Here is a 20,334-nt window from a genome sequence, read left to right as displayed (position 1 = left end):
AGGGTTTTTCATGCTTATCTATAGCTCTCTACAGTTGGCTTGTACAACCTGTTTTGAAGTTTTAAATCGCGCTATATTTTTGATATTTAATGTAAAATTCATCTAATTTATAGCAATTAAAAATAGATTTTTTCTTCATTTAAGCGCTTATTTTAGGTCAAAATTAAATCTAAAAAGAAGGATTTTATTTAAAAAGAAGTGATTTGAAATGATAAAAAAGCTTTAAAATCCGCAGCTAAATTTGTCATCGAAAAAAGAAGCTTCAGTTGATTCTATCAAGGCCAGTAATGCATCAAAAGTCACATAAAATTACGTTATCTTTATTATTTCGTATGAATGCAATGTCTACATTTGCAGAAGAAAAGACAACTTTAGCAATAGCGAGGCAGTTAACAACTCGTTTTGCGGTGGTGAATCAATATATTTACCGTGGTGGGGTGCAAAATGATGATGTTGCGCTACAGACGGGTATTGAATATGCACCTAACCATGTTGTTGCAGTAGGATGCTGGGGGCAACCTTAGGTCATGACCATCTAATGACAGTAAAAATATTCCGAATATTGCTTTGACTGCATCGTTAGATGATGTGGTTGGGGGGCAAGGATCATTTTGATACAAATTTTGATGATCAGGTGGTATTGGGTCTCAATTTTAATTTTTAAGCTGAAAAGCACAAAGAATTTTTAAAGTGCATCGATTATTTTAAGTTTATGCACTTTTTTTACGCATAATATAAAAATATGATTAAAAATTAGCCTTAAAAAGAGGCATGATGTAAGTAAATATAAATCTTCATTGAAAGTGCGTTCAGCCATTTAATGCCGAACAACCGAGCAAAGGTGTTGAATCAACGCGATCTTAGATAAAATGCTTTATATGGAAAAATTTATAAAAAATTTACGTTTTTGGGAAAAAGTGAAATAGAAAATTTACGCATAAACAACTGATATTGCCTGTCTTGATGATGGGTTTAAAAGGTTTATGCATGTCCATATTTTACAAAATTGGTTTTGCTCGCAAGAGAATTTTGTTCTCCAGTTTTTTTATTTTAAAAAATTGGCATAGCAATTGCTAATATCCAGTTGAGTCTAGAAAAAATTATTGGGGATCTCCAAATGCTTAAAAAATTATTGGTTGTTGCGACATTAACGGGTTTATCTGGCGCTGTATTTGCTGATGAGACACCTGCATTACCATTTGGTTTATCTTTTAGTGGAACGGCTGCCTTAACCTCAGATTATCGTTTCCGTGGTATTACGCAAACAGAAACAGATCCAGCGCTACAAGCCGGATTTACATTGGCACATTCTTCAGGTTTGTATGTTGGACTTTGGGGTTCAAACGTTAATTTTGGTTCTGGAACGCCAAGTCTAGAGCTAGACCCTTCAATTGGTTATGCGACGACTTTAGAGAGTTTTAGCAGCAAGCCCGTTTTAGATGTGGGTGTGGTGTATTACAACTATCCAAGTGCGAGTGATTTAAACTGGGCAGAATTGTATGGCAAGCTGTCATTTAAAAATGCTCTTGCTGAAGGTGATAGTATTCTTACCAATATCAACTATACCAATGACTATGCGGGTGCAGATGCAGACAGTTGGAATCTGAATGTAGCTTATTCAGTACCTTTTGGCTCTAGCGGTTTTGGTGGTGTTGCAGCTGTAGGTTATACCGCAGTCGATGATGAATATAAATTTAATGGTGGTGAGGATCATTATGTCGACTGGAAAGCCGGTGTGACTTATAACTTTAAATCTTTATCCAGTGTAACGGCTGAACTTGCAGCAGTTGGAACAAATATTGAAACTGAAGGTCTATCAGATGCTGGTAAACGTGGTGTAGAAACAGGTGCAGTCTTCACGTTAACCAAAGCATTTTAATTTTTGAAACTTTAACTTAAATTTCAAATAGAAAAGAACCTCTAAAGCCATGCTCTAGAGGTTCTTTTTATTGAGATGATTGAGGGACTTCTGACATTTCATCCCTTTGCGCTAAAAATAAAGCATTGTTTTATTTTTGCTCATTTTGCAGAAAAAGCAGCATGATAGGTCACAATGCCTTGTGGAAATTTTCCATCGAAACTCAATGCTTGAAAATACTCAGCAGGTACACCGTCTAAAATAAGATGGTTGATAGGCTGAAAACCAAATTGAGCATAAAAATGGGGATCACCTAAAACAACACAACCTGCTGCACCCGTGGCTTTCAATTGCTTTAATGCCGTATTTATCAGTGCTGAACCCACGCCGTGGTGTTGCCATTTGGGCGCAACGGCAATAGGACCTAAGCCAAACCAACCTTCGACAGCTGAAGAAATGCTGACCGGAGAAATCGCGATATGTCCGACAATTTCTTGATTTAAAACAGCCACCAATACAATAGTCAGTTGCTGTACATCACGTAAAGCATGAACAATGAATTGCTCGGTATGGCTGGAATATTGCTGATCGTTAAAGGCTTGTTCAATCACATGTGAAATTGCAGCATGATCAGCACGGCTTTCATTACGGATGATTAAATTTTGCAGCAATGATTAACCTTGTTGCGCTCGGTAAGACAAAGCTTCGGTTAAATGCTGGCTTTGAATATCCGTATGTTGTGATAAATCGGCAATACTTCGTGCTACACGTAAAACCCGATGATAGGCACGTGCAGATAAGTTTAGGCGCTGCTGTGCCATTTCCATAATACGCTGGGTTTGGGAATCCAGTGGTGCAAACTGCTCCAGTTGTTTCGGACTTAAAGCATGATTGAGACATTTTTGCCGTTGTATTTGTTGTTCATAGGCTTGAATCACGCGTTCACGTACAGTCAGGGAGTTTTCCACGGGAGTTGTATTTTGCAGTTCATGTGCTTGTAATGGTGGCACATCCAAATGCAGGTCAATACGATCTAGTAATGGCCCTGAAATACGGTTTTGGTAGCGTTTAATGGCATCCGCAGAACATTGACAACGGGTATCTTGATTAAAAGCATAGCCACAAGGGCACGGATTCATGGCTGCAATCAGTTGAAAATTTGCAGGGAACGTCATTTGCCGTGAAGCACGAGAAATTACAATTTCTTTAGACTCTAAGGGCTGCCTTAAAACTTCTAAAACTTTGCGATCAAATTCAGGTAATTCGTCTAAAAATAAAACGCCTAAATGTGCCAAAGTAATTTCACCGGGTTTTGGATGTGAACCACCACCGACCAAGGCAATCGCAGAAGCGGTATGATGTGGTGCACGAAAAGGGCGCTGCCCAAAAGAGTGCACAGTATTGGCAACCGAATAAATACGCGCGACTTCTAAGTTTTCCTGCATATTTAAGGGCGGTAAAATACTGGCCAGACGGGAAGCTAAAAGGGTTTTTCCTGTGCCCGGCGGCCCTTTAAACAATAAAGAATGTCCACCTGCTGCGGCAATTTCTAAAGCACGCCGTGGGCGCTGTTGACCTTTGACATCGGCTAAATCAAATTTGTATTGATCCACTGTCGTTGTCGTCTGTAGTTGATATTGTGCAATCGGTTGTTGCTTAGATAAATGCTCACAGACATCTTTTAAATGTTGGGCAGCGAAGACTTCAAACTGAGGTAATTGCGAGGCTTCTGGTGCATTTTGTTCAGGTAAAATGAGTTGATGCCCAGATTGTTGGCAAGCAATGGCAATACTTAAAATTCCGGTAATCGGGCGAAGTTGACCATCCAAAGCCAGTTCACCAATAAATTCCAATTGATCTGTGGCATGTTCAGGAATTTGTCCTGATGCCATCAGAATGCCTAAAGCAATGGGTAAATCGAGACGTGAACCATCTTTGGGTAAGTCCGCAGGGGCTAAATTGATGGTGAGGCGTTTGGTTGGAAATTGAAAACCACTATTAATAATGGCAGAGCGCACCCGGTCCTTACTTTCACGCACTGCGGCTTCAGCAAGCCCAACAATGGTTAAAGAGGGTAGGCCTTGACTGACGTGAACTTCGACCTCAATAAGCGGTGCGTGAAGTCCAAGCAGACCTCGAGTATAAATTTTAGCAAAAGACATTTTTGTTGTTCCATTATAGTGCGTTATTTTTAATCGTTTTGTGTCTTTTAATGCACTAAGAAAGTGCTTATTTATTATTCTTGATTTTAATTTCTAAAGCTTCAACCTGTTTAAGCAGTTCGTTTAATCGGATATTGGTATTGTTGAGTGTAGTACGTTGACGCTCAAGTTCATCTTTAGAGACTAAATCCATCTTGGCAACAGCTTCATTCAGTAAGGCTCGTAAATTATGCTCAAGGTCTTTTTTCGGTTGCTCTATTTGTTCCATGATTGCTTGTAATAAAGTTTCGATCATTGCTGATTCCCTAATGGTGGTGAGGTGGTTGCAGTGTAGCATTGCTCAAAGCTAGACCATAGCCCCAGCAATGAGATATGGCTTTGTTCGATAAGTAAAATTGTCAGTTTTATCGTAAAAAAGTTGAGTTTTTAAAGATCGGACTACGCTTAAAAGTCTAAAATAGGTTATAAAGAAAACTTGTGCTGAAAGTTTCTGTTTCCCCCAACCTAAAAAGTTTTGGCACGAAATTTGAACATAAAACCTTACTGGTGAAAGAAGCCGAAGGAAAACCAACATGAAGCTCGTAACTGCAATTGTAAAACCCTTTAAATTAGATGACGTGCGTGAAGCACTTTCTGAAATTGGTGTTCAAGGGATCACTGTAACCGAAGTCAAAGGCTTTGGTCGTCAAAAAGGTCATACTGAACTTTATCGTGGCGCAGAATATGTCGTTGATTTTTTACCTAAAGTTAAAATTGAAATCGCAATTAGCGATGAAATGGTCGATTCAGTGATTGAATCGATTACACGTGTTGCAAGCACAGGTAAAATTGGTGACGGTAAAATTTTCGTGACTAATTTAGAACAAGTCATCCGTATTCGTACAGGTGAAACAGGTGCAGATGCTGTTTAATTTGGCACGAAGTTTGCTGAGTACCTAATAACTCAAAAAAACTAGGTTGGGGGATACGAATGAAAAAAATGCTACTGGCGCTGAGTTTATCTGGCGCACTTTTAGGGGGTTCTGTTGCATGGGCTGAAGAAGCTGTAACAGTACCCACTCCTTCTGAAGATGTTGCAGTGGTTGCAACGACTGATACATCATTAACGCATTCTGAATTGGCTGTTGCTCCAGCTGAAGCAATAGCAGCGCCTGTAGAAGAAGAAGTAAAATTAGACACAGGTGATACGGCATGGATTTTAGTGTCTACAGCACTGGTTTTACTCATGACCATTCCCGGTTTAGCCTTGTTCTACGGCGGTATGGTTCGTAAGAAAAACGTACTGAGCACGATGGCACATAGCTTTGTTGCTGCTGCAATCGTGAGTCTTACTTGGATTGTGATTGGCTATACCCTTGCTTTTAGTGAAGGGAATGCATTTATTGGTGGCTTAGATAAAATCATGCTATCAGGCATTACCACAGATGCACTCACTGGAACAATTCCAGAAATTCTATTTGTTATTTTCCAAATGACCTTTGCCATTATTACTGTAGCCATCATTACCGGTTCGATTGCAGAACGGATGAAATTCAGTGCTTTTGTGGCATTTGTTACCATTTGGAGTGTTGTGGTCTACGCACCGATTACCCACTGGGTATGGGGTGGTGGCTGGTTAGGTCACGATGGCGCACTGGATTTTGCTGGAGGTACTGTAGTTCACATTAACTCAGGTGTTGCAGGTTTGGTTGCTGCATACATGCTGGGCAAACGTATGGGCTTAGGTCGTGAATCTATGGCACCGCATAACCTTGCTTTAACCGTGATTGGTGCAAGTTTAGTTTGGGTGGGTTGGTTTGGATTTAACGGTGGTTCTGCACTGGGTGCCAACGGTTCGGCAGGTTATGCGCTCGTTACCACTCAAGTTGCAGCGGCAGCGGCAGCAATTGCATGGTTAATTACTGAAAAATTGGTTCGTGGTAAAGCATCGGTACTAGGTGGTGCATCTGGCGCGGTGGCTGGTTTAGTGGTGATTACACCCGCAGCAGGTTTTGTCACTGTAGGTGGTGCATTGGCCATGGGTTTAATTGGTGGTGTGGTCTGCTTCTGGGGTATTACCGCACTGAAACGTGCATTGAAAGCCGATGATTCTTTAGATGCTTTTGGTCTGCATGGTGTGGGTGGTATTGTCGGTGCACTGTTAACCGCAGTATTTGCCAGTGAATTCATTATGGGCGATAAAGCACCTACAGATATGATGCATCAATTATGGGTACAAGCTGAAGGTGTACTTGCAACGATTGCTTATTCTGCTGTGCTGACTTTCATCATCCTTAAAGTGATTGATTTGGTGATTGGTATTCGTGTTACTGCGGATGACGAACGTATGGGTCTAGACTTAAGCCAACATGGTGAACGGGTTGAATAATAGCTAAACCGCATAATCAATATATTGTGTGAAACAGCCCGAAAGGGCTGTTTTTTTTCCATATCTTGCGTAAGGCTCTACAAAGTGCAGAATTTTTGCTACACTCTAAATCCGATTTGATTTGTTCAATTAAACCGCTATGCATTGCCCATTTTGCAACGCCGCAGATAGTAAAGTGATAGATTCGCGTTTGGCTGCTGAAGGCTGTCAAATTCGTCGACGTCGTGAATGTATCAGTTGCGGAGAACGCTTTACCACTTTTGAAACCTACGAAGTTGTTATGCCTCGGGTGATTAAATCTGATGGCAAAAGCGAGCCTTTTGATGAAGCTAAAATGCGTCGTTCATTGATGCATGCGCTGCAAAAACGACCTGTGACCCAAGAGCAGATCGAAACCGTACTCAGTGATATCCAATTACAAATTCGTCGCTTAGGCGAGCGTGATGTGAAGTCACGTACCATTGGTGAAATTGTCATGCAATCTTTGTTTGCACTGGATCACGTGGCGTATGTGCGTTTTGCCTCGGTGTATCAAGATTTCCAAGATGTAGAAGCCTTTCGCCGTCAAATTGAACAAATGCAACAACGTGAACATTAAAAGAGTTTCAAGATGTCTAAGCTAAGCCCAGATTCCATTCAACAAGACCAAATGTGGATGCAATTTGCCTTAGCAGAAGCCGCGACAGCAATTTATCGAACACGGCCCAATCCTGCAGTGGGATGCGTAATTGTCAAAGAGCATCAAATTGTGGGTCGTGGAGCAACAGCACCTGTCGGGGGATCACATGCGGAAGTCTTTGCTTTAAAGCAAGCGGGTGATCAGGCACATGGTGCAACAGCTTATGTGACTTTAGAACCTTGCGCACATTATGGTCGTACACCGCCCTGTGCGAATGGGTTGGTTGAGGCAGGCATTACACGCGTTGTGATTGCGTGTTCAGATCCCAATCCATTGGTGGCAGGTAAGGGTGTGCAAATTCTTGAAAATGCAGGAATTGAAGTAGTACAAGGTGTTTGCGAAGCACAAGCGGCTGCACAAAATAGAGGTTTCCTGAAAGCGATTGCAACGGGCATGCCTTATGTACGGTTAAAAGTGGCGTCTAGTTTAGATGGTCGCACCGCCATGGCATCGGGTGAGTCGAAATGGATTACGGGTACTGCGGCACGACGAGATGTACAACATTGGCGCGCGATTTCTGGTGTGGTCATCACCGGTATTGAAACGGTACTGGCTGATGATTGTCAGCTCAATGTGCGTCAGTTAGAGGGTATTGCCGATATCAGTACAATTGTGCAACCAAAACGTCTGGTGCTTGATCGTCAGGGGCGTTTACCCTTGACAGCAAAAATTTTGGCGCAAGCTGAAACGGTTATGGTGATGGGACCATTCCGTCAGGAACTTGCCGATTTAGGCGTGTTACAATTTAGTGTACAGCCTTTAACAGACTTGCTACAGCGCTTAGCGACACAGCATCACATTTATGATGTGTTGGTGGAAGCAGGAGCAACATTATCGACGGCCTTTTTACAAGCGCGGTTGGTCGATGAAATGATCAGCTATGTTGCACCGACCTTTTTAGGTCAAACGGCACGTGCGATGTTTAATGCGGAATTTAATCGTATGGCAGAGCAACTTCGATTTAAGCTCATAGATGTCACCCAATTGGGGAATGATGTGCGCTTAAGGTTAATCCCTTCTCAAGAGACAGTATGAATTCAGAGTCTTCGGTTTATCATAAACGTCGTCATTCAGCACGTACCACAGACGAATATCTTTTTAATCAGCTTGTTCCGTATTTAGGCAATAAGCGTCGTTTACTGCATCTGATTTTAGAAGCGCTTGAGAGCACGGGAACATTAAAGAGTAAAAATGGTCGTGCGCCAATTTTTGCCGATTTTTTTGCAGGCTCGGGTGTGGTTTCACGTCTGGCACGTCAAAATGGTTATCGCGTGATTGCCAATGATTGGGAACCGTATAGCCATGCACTCAACAGTGCGATTTTATCGTGTACAGAAGCACCGGCATTTAAGGAATTGGGCGGCTATCAAAAAGCCATCGATTACCTAAACCGCTTGCCTGAAGTAAAAGGCTGGGTGACGCATAATCTGTGCCCACGGAATGATGAAGTTTATGACCCCACCCGCGATCGTTTGTTCTTCAAACGCCGTAACGGCATGCGTATTGATGCGATTCGTCAGCAGATTGCCACTTGGCAGGCGCAAGGGGCTATTGATGATGTTGAGATGAGTGCTTTACTGGCACCGTTACTTTATTCTGCCAGTTTTGTCAGTAATACCAGTGGCGTATTCAAAAGTTTTCATCATGGTTGGGGCGGTAAAACGCAAACGGCTTTAGAGCGCATTGAATCCTTACTTTGGCTAACACCGAGTCGTTTTTGTGACATTGGTGAACCGAAAAAACCCGCCGCAGAAGTGTGGTGTGTCGATGCACAGCATTTAGCCAATCAAATGAGCAGTTTTGAAGTGGATGTGGCTTATCTTGATCCACCTTATAATCAACATGCTTATAGCAGTAACTATCATGTACTCAATGCGTTGACTTTATGGGATCAGGCCGATTTACCGAGTCCAGATACCAAAGGCTTTAAAAGCGGAATTGACCGAGCATGGCGTAAAGAGCGCCCAAGTCAGTATAATTCTTCTAAATATGCCAAAGAAGCCTATGAAAAATTGGTCGCCACCATTAATGCACGTTATATTCTGACCAGTTATTCGACCGATGGTAATATTGAAGCGGGCGACTTGCTGCAAGCAAATTTAAAACGTGGTCGTGTGACTTTACTCACGCAAGATGTGCCACGTTATCGTGTCAGTAAGCAGCGTCAGTCAGAGCGTGCACGTGTGCTGGAGTTTATTGTGATTACCGATACCCATGCCAAATCAGGGCCGCCATTACGCCAGCTTTTAGGTCAGTTGTATCATTTTGCCGAACTGGGCGGGGTTGATACCACGGGTGTGAGTACGCAATTGGCATTGTGGTAAAACAAATACAGAAATAGAGAGCAAATTATGTTTACAGGCATTATTGAAAGTCTAGGCAAAGTTGAAAGTTTACAAAGTGTAGGCGGTGATGTTCGTTTACGTATTGGCAGTAACCTTGATATGTCTGATGTGCATTTGGGTGATTCAATTGCCACCAATGGTATTTGCCTCACCGTGATTGAGTGGGGTGAAAACTGGTATGCGGCTGATGTATCCCGTGAAAGTTTAAACCGTACTACACTTGGCACGTGGAAGGTCGGTCAGCCTGTAAATGTCGAAAAAGCCATGTTGCCCACAACACGTTTTGGTGGACATATCGTCAGCGGTCATGTTGATGCTGTAGGTGAAATTACCGTCGTCCGTGAAGATGCACGGTCAATTTATTATGAAGTCACGGCACCTGCTGAAATTGCAAAATATTTAGCGGAAAAAGGTTCGGTGACCGTCGACGGGATTAGCCTGACCATTAACCACTTACGTGGCAGTGTGATTAGCCTGAATTTGATTCCACATACCGCAGATCGAACCAATATTGGCACGTGGAAAACTGGTGCTAAAGTCAATTTAGAAGTTGATGTTCTTGCCCGCTATATTGAACGTTTAATGCTGGGTGATAAAGCTGCTGAAACCAAAGAACAATCGAAACTCAGTATGGCATTTCTGGCAGAAAATGGCTTCTTGAAGTAAAAAAACATAGAATAGAAAACAGTCTCATTGCAAAATTAGACTGTTTTTTTTTGTTTTTATGCATGGTTTTGCATGTAGATGCACTTCTTATGGTTAAAGTGGATAGGTAAAAATGCTTGATTTTTTAATGCATATTGAACAATGGTTGCCTACTTTGCTGGATCATTATGGCCTTTGGATTTACGCCATTTTATTTCTGATTATCTTTGCCGAAACCAGTTCCGTCTTTATGTTTTTCTTACCCGGGGATAGCTTGCTACTGGCGATTGGCGCACTGTGCTCAACCACAGCAGTCATCCATTTACACTATATGGGACTGTTGCTTTTTACGGCGGCTGTATTGGGTTATATGGTTAATTATTATACCGGTCGGATTTTGGGCTTTAAGTTTTTTCATGCCCATGCAAAGTTTTTAAAGCCTGAATATATTGCCAAGACCAATCATTATTTTAGCAAACATGGTGGAAAAACCATTTTGGTGGCACGTTTTGTGCCTTTTGTCCGTTCCTTTGCGCCGTTTGCTGCGGGTGCAGGGCACATGAATATCTTCAGTTTTATGTTGTATAACTTGGTGGGTGGTCTGATCTGGATCAGTTTGCTGTTAGGGCTGGGGTATGGGGTTGGGAATATGCTTGGATTGGCCGTAGATGTATTTTAAGGTTTAAAGTCTTTTTGAACATAAGCAAAGCCCACCAGAGTGGACTCTTTTGATGGTATTGGTTTTTTTAGTGTTTGGTAATGGTGACGGCTGTACTGCCGACCCAAGAACCTAAAAGAGCTGGGCTAGACACAGAAAACTGTCCTTTTTTCGCTTCACGGGAAATATAGATTGAAAGTGAGTGAAAGTCGGCATGGCTGATAAATAAATCTTGAGCAGATAGCTGCCATTTTTCTCCCGAATTGAGTGCTGCAATTTGAGTGGAAATTTGGTGCAAAATATCCATTTTTATTCCTGAATGACACGCATTGGACACGTTAAGATATGACTATCTTGTGACATAAACATGTCATTCATATGACAATCGTAACATCAGGCCAAATAATCATCAGCACTTATGCTTTTGGCTTTTCCGTTGAAAAATTAGAATTTTTTAAAATATATTCAATTTCTTCTTGGCTGGCCTGTTGTAACTTGGCACGAAATACAGCGACGGTTTGTTCAATCAGAGTTTCAGCTTCTAACTCGAGACGTAAACGAACATTTTCCAGTTCCGAAAGCATAGCCGTGTCGCTAATCGACGGCATGCCTTTGGCAAAATTTAATGCCGCACCTTCAGGGTTCTTATGATAACGCGCCGTATAGGTCTGAATTTCACGCTCTAAATTTTGCCGAATCAGGGACAGTGTTTGTGTTTGTTCAGCAAATTGTCGTGTTTCATCGAATTGTAAGGCTTGAGCATAGTCTGCTTGTGCAGCGCGTTTCTTGGCTAAAGACTGTTCTAGCGCACGTTGATGGCGTAAACGAGCATCTTCAATCAATTGTGCCTTACGTTCTACATAAGCACGTTCTATTGTTTCAAAGGATTGTTGTTGTGCGAGCTCGTCTTTTTCCAACCATTTTTGAATATTGGTTTCAGGTTTGAGCACATTGCAGACGCGGTGTAGGTCATCAATAAATGCCTGACGAACAGCCTCAGGTACGTCTAACCAGCGCTGTTTAAAATCTTGACCGACATTTAATGCCACCGCGTATCTCCTTAATTCGATTGATCAGCTATAGTTTAAAAGTTCGTGGTTCAATACCTAAACGTCGATATTGTTTAAATTTTTCACGACCCAGTTGTTTTGCTGATTCATTATTTTCGATGATTTCTATAATGTGACTAAATTTATCAATCTGTTCAAGCGCTTGATTGTTAAAATTAAACACGATCCAGTCCGATTGTTCGGGCAGATGAGATGAAATACAAATTGTAGCCGATTCTTGATCAATGCCATGCGGAATGAAACTGCTGGGATCAAAACTCCACAATCGTTCATCGAGCTGCTGTTGTAATTCTGAGTCTGCACAATATAACCAAATACGTTCAGGCTGTTTCAGAATCTTACGGCACAAACGGCAAGTGCTTTCTACTTGCCGTTCAGGACTTTTTTCAAATAAGTAAAAGCTTACTTTAGCCATTTGACTGTGCACGATTGGCTAAAAATTGGAGCAATAATGGCACAGGACGACCCGTTGCCCCTTTCGCTGAACCCGAATTCCATGCAGTACCAGCAATATCTAAATGCGCCCAACGGTATTCACGCGTGAAGCGTTGTAAGAAGCAAGCTGCGGTGACTGAACCCGCTTTAGGGCCACCAATATTGGCAATATCAGCAAAGGGAGAATCGAGCTGTTCTTGGTAATCGTCAATAACGGGCATGCGCCATACACGGTCAAATGAGGTTTGTCCCGCAGCATGAATTTCAGCAGCCAGTTCATCATCTGGGGTAAATAGACCAGTCAGTACTGAACCTAAGGCAACCACACATGCACCAGTTAAAGTGGCAATATCAATCACCAAAACAGGATTAAAGCGTTTGATGTACGTCAGGGTGTCGCATAAAACCAAACGACCTTCCGCATCGGTATTTAAAATTTCGACTGTTTGACCACTCATGGTTTTTACGATATCTCCCGGACGCGTTGCATGACCTGAAGGCATATTTTCAGCGGCAGCAATTGCACCGACCACATGAATGGGTAATTTTGCTTCACACAGCGCACGCATTGTTCCTAACACAGATGCCGCACCACACATATCGTATTTCATTTCATCCATACCAGCACCAGGTTTGAGTGAAATACCGCCAGTATCAAAAGTGACCCCTTTACCAACTAAGACCACAGGCGCTTGTTCGGTATGAGCTTTATATTCAAGGGTAATCACGCGACCCGGACGATCTGAACCTTTGCTGACTGCAAGGAAGGCATTCATGCCTAAATCGGCCATTTGTTGTTCATTAATCACGGTCACTTTAAGCAAGTCAGGATATTGCGCAGCGAGGGCTTGTGCTTGCTCTGCTAAATATTCAGGGAAGCAAATATTCCCCGGACGATTGCCTAAATCACGTGCCCAGTTTTGACCCGATTGCACAGCATGAATCAGGGTTAATTGTTGTGGGTTCAAAGTACTATTGTGAGAAATAAGATGAATTGTTTCGAGTATGAATTCATTTTTTTTCGATTTATATTCATCAAAAGCATATGCGGCTTGGGTTAAAGCCAAGGTAAATAAATAATGGTGCTCTGCTGCTAATGCAGAAATATCAATACTGATCTGTTTGAATTTTTTTTGTGACGTTTTGATAATGCTTTGCGCAATTTTTGCTAATTTATTGGGTTGTAGATCAGCGGCTTTATCGATGCCGATAAGTACAGTATTACTACATACCGCCACTTTCCCGATGAGTGGTAGGCTTTCAGTTAAGCTGGCTTTAAACTGTGCTGCTTTTGCTAAAGAACTTAAATTATTGATTTCATAAGAAGTAGCTGCCTTTTGTAGCTGCTCAGAATCAACTAATATCAACAAATATGGGCTAGACGCATTCTCTTGGAAGGACGTATTAATTGTTAGTTTCATGTTCTGTATTCATGCCTTTGAATGTTTGCAAACCATTAAACCATTGAAACATTTCTATGAATAGAGTTTCAATGCGCAACGACAGTATAGGTTTTATATTTTCACCATTCGGGTAAACTAAGCCTAGTTTTTATTTGCCTCTTTTTGGGAAGAATTAATTTGATTATTCGGCGTTATTTGGTCAAGCAAGTGGTGTCTACATCCTTGGTTGTAATTGCCTTATTGACTTTAATCATGATGGGTGGTCGACTGATCAAGTACTTTGGTGTTGCGGCACAAGGTCGTTTAGATGTCAGTATTCTATTTAGTATTATTGGTTATCGACTGCCAGAATTTCTAACTTTAATTCTTCCACTGGGCTTTTTTATTGGCTTGGTCTTGGTCTTTGGCCGTTTGTATGTTGACCATGAAATGGCGGTACTCAATGGAAGTGGTGTCAGTCGGCATCGGTTGGGACGCTTACTGATTCCACTGACCGTGGTTTTTCTGGCCGTGCAATTTGTTTTAATGATTTGGATGTCTCCTTGGGGGCTGCGTCAGTTTGAAGAGTTGACGACCAACCAAGCGGTTAGAACGGGCTTCGATTTAGTCCGCCCGAAGGAGTTTATTTCATCTGGCCCCTATACCATTTATGCAGGGGACTTGTCTGAAGATCGTCGTAATTTAAAAGATGTATTTTTCTATCAACGTGCTGCAAAGCCAGATAAACCTGATGTGATGATTTTGGCGAAAGAGGCAACCCGTGTAGAAGTTGCCAATGAAACCGCCAGTATTGTCGATTTGGTCGAAGGTCGTCGTTACGAGTTTTTCCCAGGTAAACCTAAATATACCCAAGCAGAATTTCAATCCTATCGTTTACGTTTAGAAAGTGACACAGAAGCTAAGTTTGAAAGTGCCGAAGTGGAAGCATTACCCATTTCTAAGCTCTGGAGTAATCGTGCTGATCCGGTTGTTGCCAGTGAATTGGGTTGGCGCATCTTCGTTCCATTCTCTATTGTGGTCGCTTTAGCCTTAGCGGTTGCACTTTCAGAAGTCAGCCCACGGCAAGGACGTTATTTAAAACTCTTCCCTGCTTTACTTATTTTTGCCAGTTTGATTGTGGCACTGATGGCGGTGAAGACGCGGGTCAGTAAAGATGAAATGGGGATCGGGGCATATCCGTTGGTCTTGGTGGTATATGGTGTGGCTGCGGCATTATTTTCACGCAAACAAAAACTTGCTCCTAAAATTAAGAAGCGAATTCAGCAGGTGAGGTCTTAAAATGTTAGCACGTCGAATAATTGCCAAACATGTGACCAAAACCACAGCATTAGCGATGCTGGGTGCAACTGTTGTGTTATCGGTTCTACAAGTTTTATTTACCTATTTAGGTGAATTAGGTGAATTAAGTGACACCTATACTGCTTGGAATGCATTAATTTATGTACTTTGGAGTGCACCTCGGTATTTATATGAAATCTTACCGATTGCGGCACTCATTGGTGCTGTGCTGGGTTTGGGTGCTTTAGCATCCAATGCAGAATTGGTGGTGATGCGTTCAGTTGGGATTAGTTTGTGGCGTATCGTCGGTTGGGTGATTCGCTCGGCATTAATTTTGGTGCTGTTGTCCTTTGTGTTAAGTGAATGGGTGATTCCATATACCAATGAGCAAGCCAAAAGCGTCAAAGATCACCGCAGTGTAAATTCATTGGGTGAAGTGAGCGGTTATTGGACACGCGAAGGTCAGCGTTTTATTTATATTGATTATGCCAATGCACAAGGACAGCTCAAACATGTTCAAGTGGTTGACTTTGATGAGCGTTATCACTTGAAAGGGGTGTTAAATGCAGAGCAAGGCCAGTTCATCAAAGATGGCGATTGGAGTCTAAAAACGGCTTCGCAAATTGATATTTTACCGCAGGGCAATGCAACGGTGATTAAGGCAGATCAATTGCCTTTGGCTTTGGCACTACAACCTAAATATGTGCATATGGTGACCATTGATCCTGAGGATTTATCGCCAAGTCAATTGGTCAGCTTTATGAGTTATATGCATGAATATAGCCAAGTACCGAAAACCTATAAACTGGCATTTTGGCAGAAAGTGGCTTCACCCTTTGCTTTAATTGCGTTGGTACTGATTGCCTGTTCCTTTATTTTTGGTCCTTTACGTCAACAGTCGATGGGTTTTCGTTTGGTGATTGCCTTGTTCATTGGCTTAGGATTCTTCTATCTACAAGATTTCTTGGGCTATGCAAGTTTAGTGTATTCACCTTCACCGGCATGGTTTGTCTTTGTGCCGATTATTTTCATGATGCTGGCGGGCGGTTATTTGCTGCGACGTGCTCGTTAATCATTGAATAGCGCCTGATAAAACAATGTGCATGATCCGCTTTAGTCATGATCTGCACATAGAGTCTTGACCGAAAATTCGGTAAGATATAACGATGAAATTGTAAACAAAAGAGTGTTCATTATGACGGGTGCAACTGCTGGCAAAATCCCTCACGTATTGGTAATTATGGATGGTGTAGGGCATCGCGAAGCGGTCGAAGACAATGCTTTCTTAGCAGCCAAACGACCTAATTTAACGGCTATGCAAGAAAAGCATCCACATGGTTTGATTTCCGGTTCAGGCGAAGATGTCGGTCTACCTGATGGTCAAATGGGCAATTCTGAAGTGGGTCACATGAACCTTGGTGCAGGTCGTGTGTTGTATCAAGACTTTACCCGTATTACCAAAGATATTCGTACGGGTGCTTTTTTTGAGCATGACGTTTTGATTGATGCGGTGGAAAAAGCCAAAGCGGCACAAGGTGCTGTACATATTCTGGGCTTGTTGTCGCAAGGAGGTGTACATTCGCATGAAGACCATATTGTGGCGATGTGTGAGTTAGCCTTAAAACGTGGTGCGAAAGTGTATTTACATGCGTTCTTGGATGGTCGTGATACACCACCGAAAAGTGCCCAACCATCACTCGAAAAATTAGATGCACTCTTTGCTCAATATCCGGGGCAGGGGCGTATTGCGACCATGATTGGTCGTTATTTTGCTATGGATCGTGACAATCGTTGGGATCGTGTTGAACAAGCCTATCGTTTGTTAACTGAAGGTGAAGCAGTACGTACCGCGACAACAGCCGTTGCAGGCTTAGAACAGGCTTATGCTGCTGAAGAAAAAGATGAATTTGTCAAAGCAACGCGTATTGGCGATGTGGCTAAAATTCAAGATGGTGACAGTGTCGTCTTTATGAATTTCCGTGCTGACCGTGCCCGTGAAATCACCAAAGCATTTGTCGAAAAAGATTTTGCTGGTTTTGAACGTAAAGTAGTGCCAAATCTGTCTAAATTTGTAATGTTGACGCGTTATCAAGCCACGATTGATGCACCTGTTGCCTATATGCCTCAAGCATTGCATAACTCGATTGGTGAATATTTATCGAATTTAGGTAAAACTCAACTGCGTATTGCTGAAACCGAAAAATATGCTCATGTGACCTTCTTCTTTAGTGGTGGTCGTGAAGATGAATATCCGGGTGAAAAACGTATCCTGATTCCATCACCCAATGTTGCAACCTATGACCTTAAGCCTGAAATGAGTGCTTATGAAGTGACCGATGAGTTGGTGGCTGCAATTAACTCGGGTGAATTTGACTTGTTGGTGGTCAATTTTGCCAATGGTGATATGGTCGGACACACAGGGGTATTTGATGCTGCTGTGCAAGCAGTGGAAGCGGTAGACACCTGTTTAGGTCGTGTCTATGCAGCGGTAATGGCACAAAAAGGCCACATGCTGATCACGGCTGACCATGGTAATGTTGAACAAATGCAAGACTACAAAAGTGGTCAAGTCCATACGCAACATACCACTGAACTTGTGCCCTTCATTTACGTAGGGCCAACTTCTGCAACAATTGCCGAAGGTGGTGTACTTGCCGATGTCGCACCGACATTATTAAGCTTAATGCAAATTCCTGTACCTCAAGAAATGCAAGGTCGTAATTTGATTACTTTGGCATCATAAAATAAATCGTATAAGTATAAACAGGTGAATGAATGGCTTTACAACGCTGGAAGATGGTTGTCACTTTAACCACGTTATTCATGTGTGTGAGCCATTCAGCTCTTGGGGCGGTGAAAACCCCGCCTGTTTTAGATTTTGATGATGAAATTGAACAAAATTATGCTGAAGTTCCCGTGGAATCAATTCAGCAATTTGTGCAAATTTATAGCATTGTCAAAGACAATTATGTCGATGAAAAAAATGATGATGCTTTATTTCAACAAGCAATTAAAGGTTTGGTCGGTGGACTAGACCGTTATTCTCGTTATTTAAGTCCAGAAGATTATAAGCTGTTGTTACAATATACCGAAGGTGATATGGCCTCGGTTGACTTTGAATTGATTTATGATCCACAGCTACATCAGTGGGTGATTCAAGGCTTAAAAAGTAATGCCGATTCGACCAAACAAGGTCTGCGTAATGGTGTTGCTGTATTTAAGATTGATGATCAAGAGCTGAAAAAACTCAATCATGATCAAGTACATAGTTTACTTAATGGTGCTATTGGTTCGACTTTAAGTTTACAACTGGCTCAAAATAGTGCGCCACTGACTTTAGTTCGCAATAAGAAAATAGAAACCGATATACAAGCCAATGTCTTACATAATCAAGTTTTAGTGATAAAAATAAAAGTTTTTCAGCAAGATACAGCCAATGAAATTAAGCGCTTAATTGAAGAGCACTCTTCTTCACGCTTAAAAGCAGTTTTGCTTGATTTAAGAAATAATCCTGGTGGGCTGTTATCTGCTGCGGTGGAATCCGCGGATTTGTTTTTGAATCAAGGGTTGATTGTCTCGACCAAAAGTCGTTCTGAAGGTGATCAACAATTTCAAGCTTTACCCAGTTTCGAATTTCAAAATTTAAAGCTCGGTATTTTAATGAATAGCCGTTCTGCTTCAGCTGCTGAAGTCTTTACCGCAGCACTTAAAGAGCATGGTCGTGCATGGGTTGTAGGTGAAAAAAGTTATGGAAAAGGGGTGGTGCAAAAACTATTCCCTTTGTCCAATGGTGCGGCTTTGCAGATGACGGTATCGCATTATTACACCCCTAAAGGCAACATGATTGAAGGGGTTGGAATTCAACCCAATCAACAATATCTGCTGCAACATGACATGAAAGAGGAAAACTATCTTGAACATGTTGCAGACATTATTCTCAACCATAAATAAATGCTTGAGGACCTGTTGATATTTTAGCCATGCGTTGCATTATTCGCTAAAACAACAGACCTTATTCATCATCGGTATCTAAGCCAAATTTCTTTAAACGATAGCGTAAAGAGCGAAACGACATGCCGAGTTTTTTTGCTGCCAGCGTTCTGTTCCAATGGGTCAGATTCAGTGCATTGAGTAAAATATCTTTTTCAATATTTTCCAAATAAAGCTCTAGACCTTCATCGGGTAACTTTTTCGAAGAAAGTAGAATTTCAGTACGAGGAGCAATCGTTGAGTCCTGATCTACTAGGGTGCTGACGACTGGATAACGTAATGGCGCACTTTGTAAATTCGGCAAGTCAATTTTTTCGTCATCACTTAAAGTCATTGCGCGTTCAATAATATTACGCAGTTCTCGGACATTACCAGGATAATATTGACTCAGCAAAAAGTTTCTCGAACGCTCGGTCAATTGCTTGCTTGGAATACCCCATTCTTGACTGATTTTTTGAATAAAATGATGCGCTAATAAAATAATGTCATCGCCTCGTTCACGTAGTGGCGGAAGCACGAGATCCATCACATGAATACGGAAAAACAAGTCTTGGCGAAATTTACCTTGTTGTACCAAGGCTTCCAAGTCTTGATGACTGGCGCTAATGACCCGAAAATCGACATCAATTTCAGCATCCGAACCGACAGGGCGAATACGTTTTTCTTGCACCGCACGAAGCAGCTTGACCTGCATACTTAAAGGCAGTTCAGCCACTTCATCTAAAAATAAACTCCCGCCATGTGCAGACTGAATCAGACCTTGTTTATCTTGTGTTGCACCGGTAAAGCTGCCTTTTTTGTGTCCAAATAGCTCACTTTCCATCAGTTCAGTTGGAATCGCACCGCAGTTAATCGCGATAAAAGGGCCTTCATTACGATTACTTAAACGATGGACCAGATTGGCAATGACTTCTTTACCTGTGCCTGATTCACCTGTAATAAAGACCGGTGCTTGAGAGCGAGCGATTTTATTTAAGGTAATGCGTAATTGTTGAATTGGCAGCGATTGTCCAATCAATAATTTTTGTTCCAGACTGTCTTCTTTGCTGTTGAAATGCTCGATAGGTTTGTTTAAGGCTTTTTGTAAAAGCTGTTGCAAGTGTTTTTGATTAATCGGTTTACTGACAAAATCAAAAGCACCTGCTTTTAATGCCGCAATTGCAATTTCCATATTGCCATAGGCAGTCAATACAGCCACGGGTAAGGATGGAAAGCGTTGAGTCAACCATTCTACCAACTGTAGTCCATTACCATCAGGTAAATTTAAATCTGTTAAACAAGCATCATAACTATTTTCAGATAAGAGTTTTTTGGCTTGTTCTAGACGATGTGCAATATGAGTTTTTATGCCTATACGCGATAAAGACATTTGCATTAAGGTACATAAATCTTCCTCATCATCCACTAACAAAACAAGTGGTTGTCGTTCCACAATTACACCCC

Annotated in this window: 21 protein-coding genes; 13 read left to right on the top strand and 8 right to left on the bottom strand. The window is 41.8% G+C overall.

Features of this window, described 5'->3' with window-relative positions; all coding sequences use genetic code 11:
- Positions 1–341: 341 nt before the first annotated feature.
- Positions 342–524: a hypothetical protein gene (locus B9T30_RS04660; protein WP_143223190.1), complete on the top strand. Its 183-nt coding sequence runs from the start codon at positions 342–344 to the stop codon at positions 522–524.
- Between the two features lie 593 nt (positions 525–1,117).
- Entirely contained in the window at positions 1,118–1,879 is a 762-nt protein-coding gene (locus B9T30_RS04655) for a TorF family putative porin (RefSeq protein WP_086183977.1), read from the top strand.
- A 140-nt stretch (positions 1,880–2,019) separates the two neighbouring features.
- Here the strand turns inward: B9T30_RS04655 and B9T30_RS04650 are convergent, their stop codons facing one another.
- The 3 genes from B9T30_RS04650 to B9T30_RS04640 form a co-directional block, all read right to left on the bottom strand.
- Positions 2,020–2,526, bottom strand: coding sequence for a GNAT family N-acetyltransferase (locus B9T30_RS04650; protein WP_086184002.1), 507 nt, complete (start codon positions 2,524–2,526; stop codon positions 2,020–2,022).
- A gap of 6 nt (positions 2,527–2,532) precedes the next feature.
- Positions 2,533–4,020, bottom strand: coding sequence for a YifB family Mg chelatase-like AAA ATPase (locus tag B9T30_RS04645; RefSeq protein ID WP_086183976.1), 1,488 nt, complete (start codon positions 4,018–4,020; stop codon positions 2,533–2,535).
- Positions 4,021–4,087: 67 nt separating this feature from the next.
- Positions 4,088–4,315, bottom strand: coding sequence for an accessory factor UbiK family protein (locus B9T30_RS04640; protein ID WP_086183975.1), 228 nt, complete (start codon positions 4,313–4,315; stop codon positions 4,088–4,090).
- Between the two features lie 277 nt (positions 4,316–4,592).
- Here B9T30_RS04640 and glnK point away from each other — a divergent pair, with 277 nt between their 5' ends.
- From glnK to B9T30_RS04600, 7 genes are all read left to right on the top strand, one after another.
- Positions 4,593–4,931, top strand: a complete 339-nt coding sequence (gene glnK, locus B9T30_RS04630; RefSeq protein ID WP_004650081.1) for a P-II family nitrogen regulator — start codon at positions 4,593–4,595, stop codon at positions 4,929–4,931.
- 59 nt (positions 4,932–4,990) lie between these two features.
- The gene (locus B9T30_RS04625; protein ID WP_086183973.1) at positions 4,991–6,388 is read left to right on the top strand and encodes an ammonium transporter; all 1,398 of its coding nucleotides are present in this window, start codon (positions 4,991–4,993) and stop codon (positions 6,386–6,388) included.
- A gap of 139 nt (positions 6,389–6,527) precedes the next feature.
- The gene (nrdR, locus tag B9T30_RS04620; protein ID WP_004650079.1) at positions 6,528–6,986 is read left to right on the top strand and encodes a transcriptional regulator NrdR; all 459 of its coding nucleotides are present in this window, start codon (positions 6,528–6,530) and stop codon (positions 6,984–6,986) included.
- A 12-nt stretch (positions 6,987–6,998) separates the two neighbouring features.
- Positions 6,999–8,102, top strand: coding sequence for a bifunctional diaminohydroxyphosphoribosylaminopyrimidine deaminase/5-amino-6-(5-phosphoribosylamino)uracil reductase RibD (gene ribD, locus B9T30_RS04615; RefSeq protein ID WP_086183972.1), 1,104 nt, complete (start codon positions 6,999–7,001; stop codon positions 8,100–8,102).
- Entirely contained in the window at positions 8,099–9,391 is a 1,293-nt protein-coding gene (locus B9T30_RS04610) for a DNA adenine methylase (protein WP_086183971.1), read from the top strand. Before ribD ends, B9T30_RS04610 begins: the two co-directional genes overlap by 4 nt.
- 27 nt (positions 9,392–9,418) lie before the next feature.
- Complete coding sequence (locus tag B9T30_RS04605; protein WP_086183970.1) at positions 9,419–10,078, top strand: riboflavin synthase; 660 nt, start codon at positions 9,419–9,421, stop codon at positions 10,076–10,078.
- A 112-nt stretch (positions 10,079–10,190) separates the two neighbouring features.
- Positions 10,191–10,736 (top strand): VTT domain-containing protein, encoded by a 546-nt coding sequence (locus B9T30_RS04600; RefSeq protein WP_086183969.1) that lies wholly within the window; start codon positions 10,191–10,193, stop codon positions 10,734–10,736.
- A 67-nt stretch (positions 10,737–10,803) separates the two neighbouring features.
- On the opposite strand, the gene B9T30_RS04595 is transcribed toward B9T30_RS04600, so the two are convergent.
- The 4 genes from B9T30_RS04595 to B9T30_RS04580 form a co-directional block, all read right to left on the bottom strand.
- Positions 10,804–11,022 (bottom strand): hypothetical protein, encoded by a 219-nt coding sequence (locus tag B9T30_RS04595; protein ID WP_086183968.1) that lies wholly within the window; start codon positions 11,020–11,022, stop codon positions 10,804–10,806.
- A 109-nt stretch (positions 11,023–11,131) separates the two neighbouring features.
- Positions 11,132–11,764: a hypothetical protein gene (locus B9T30_RS04590; protein WP_086183967.1), complete on the bottom strand. Its 633-nt coding sequence runs from the start codon at positions 11,762–11,764 to the stop codon at positions 11,132–11,134.
- Between the two features lie 28 nt (positions 11,765–11,792).
- Complete coding sequence (locus tag B9T30_RS04585; protein ID WP_086183966.1) at positions 11,793–12,200, bottom strand: DNA polymerase III subunit chi; 408 nt, start codon at positions 12,198–12,200, stop codon at positions 11,793–11,795.
- Complete coding sequence (locus B9T30_RS04580; RefSeq protein WP_086183965.1) at positions 12,193–13,641, bottom strand: leucyl aminopeptidase; 1,449 nt, start codon at positions 13,639–13,641, stop codon at positions 12,193–12,195. Before B9T30_RS04580 ends, B9T30_RS04585 begins: the two co-directional genes overlap by 8 nt.
- A gap of 159 nt (positions 13,642–13,800) precedes the next feature.
- Here B9T30_RS04580 and lptF point away from each other — a divergent pair, with 159 nt between their 5' ends.
- From lptF to B9T30_RS04560, 4 genes are all read left to right on the top strand, one after another.
- A complete protein-coding gene (lptF, locus tag B9T30_RS04575) occupies positions 13,801–14,901 on the top strand; it encodes an LPS export ABC transporter permease LptF (protein WP_086183964.1) in 1,101 nt (366 codons plus the stop codon).
- A 1-nt stretch (position 14,902) separates the two neighbouring features.
- Positions 14,903–15,973, top strand: a complete 1,071-nt coding sequence (lptG, locus tag B9T30_RS04570) for an LPS export ABC transporter permease LptG (RefSeq protein WP_086183963.1) — start codon at positions 14,903–14,905, stop codon at positions 15,971–15,973.
- A gap of 123 nt (positions 15,974–16,096) precedes the next feature.
- Positions 16,097–17,644 (top strand): 2,3-bisphosphoglycerate-independent phosphoglycerate mutase, encoded by a 1,548-nt coding sequence (gpmI, locus tag B9T30_RS04565; RefSeq protein ID WP_086183962.1) that lies wholly within the window; start codon positions 16,097–16,099, stop codon positions 17,642–17,644.
- 32 nt (positions 17,645–17,676) lie between these two features.
- Positions 17,677–18,852 (top strand): S41 family peptidase, encoded by a 1,176-nt coding sequence (locus B9T30_RS04560; protein ID WP_086183961.1) that lies wholly within the window; start codon positions 17,677–17,679, stop codon positions 18,850–18,852.
- A 61-nt stretch (positions 18,853–18,913) separates the two neighbouring features.
- On the opposite strand, the gene B9T30_RS04555 is transcribed toward B9T30_RS04560, so the two are convergent.
- The gene (locus B9T30_RS04555) at positions 18,914–20,326 is read right to left on the bottom strand and encodes a sigma-54-dependent transcriptional regulator (RefSeq protein ID WP_171264124.1); all 1,413 of its coding nucleotides are present in this window, start codon (positions 20,324–20,326) and stop codon (positions 18,914–18,916) included.
- Positions 20,327–20,334: the final 8 nt, after the last annotated feature.

This window comes from Acinetobacter sp. ANC 4973 (assembly GCF_002135275.1).
Classification (GTDB): domain Bacteria; phylum Pseudomonadota; class Gammaproteobacteria; order Pseudomonadales; family Moraxellaceae; genus Acinetobacter; species Acinetobacter kyonggiensis.
This window is presented reverse-complemented; position numbering and strand designations above follow the sequence as displayed.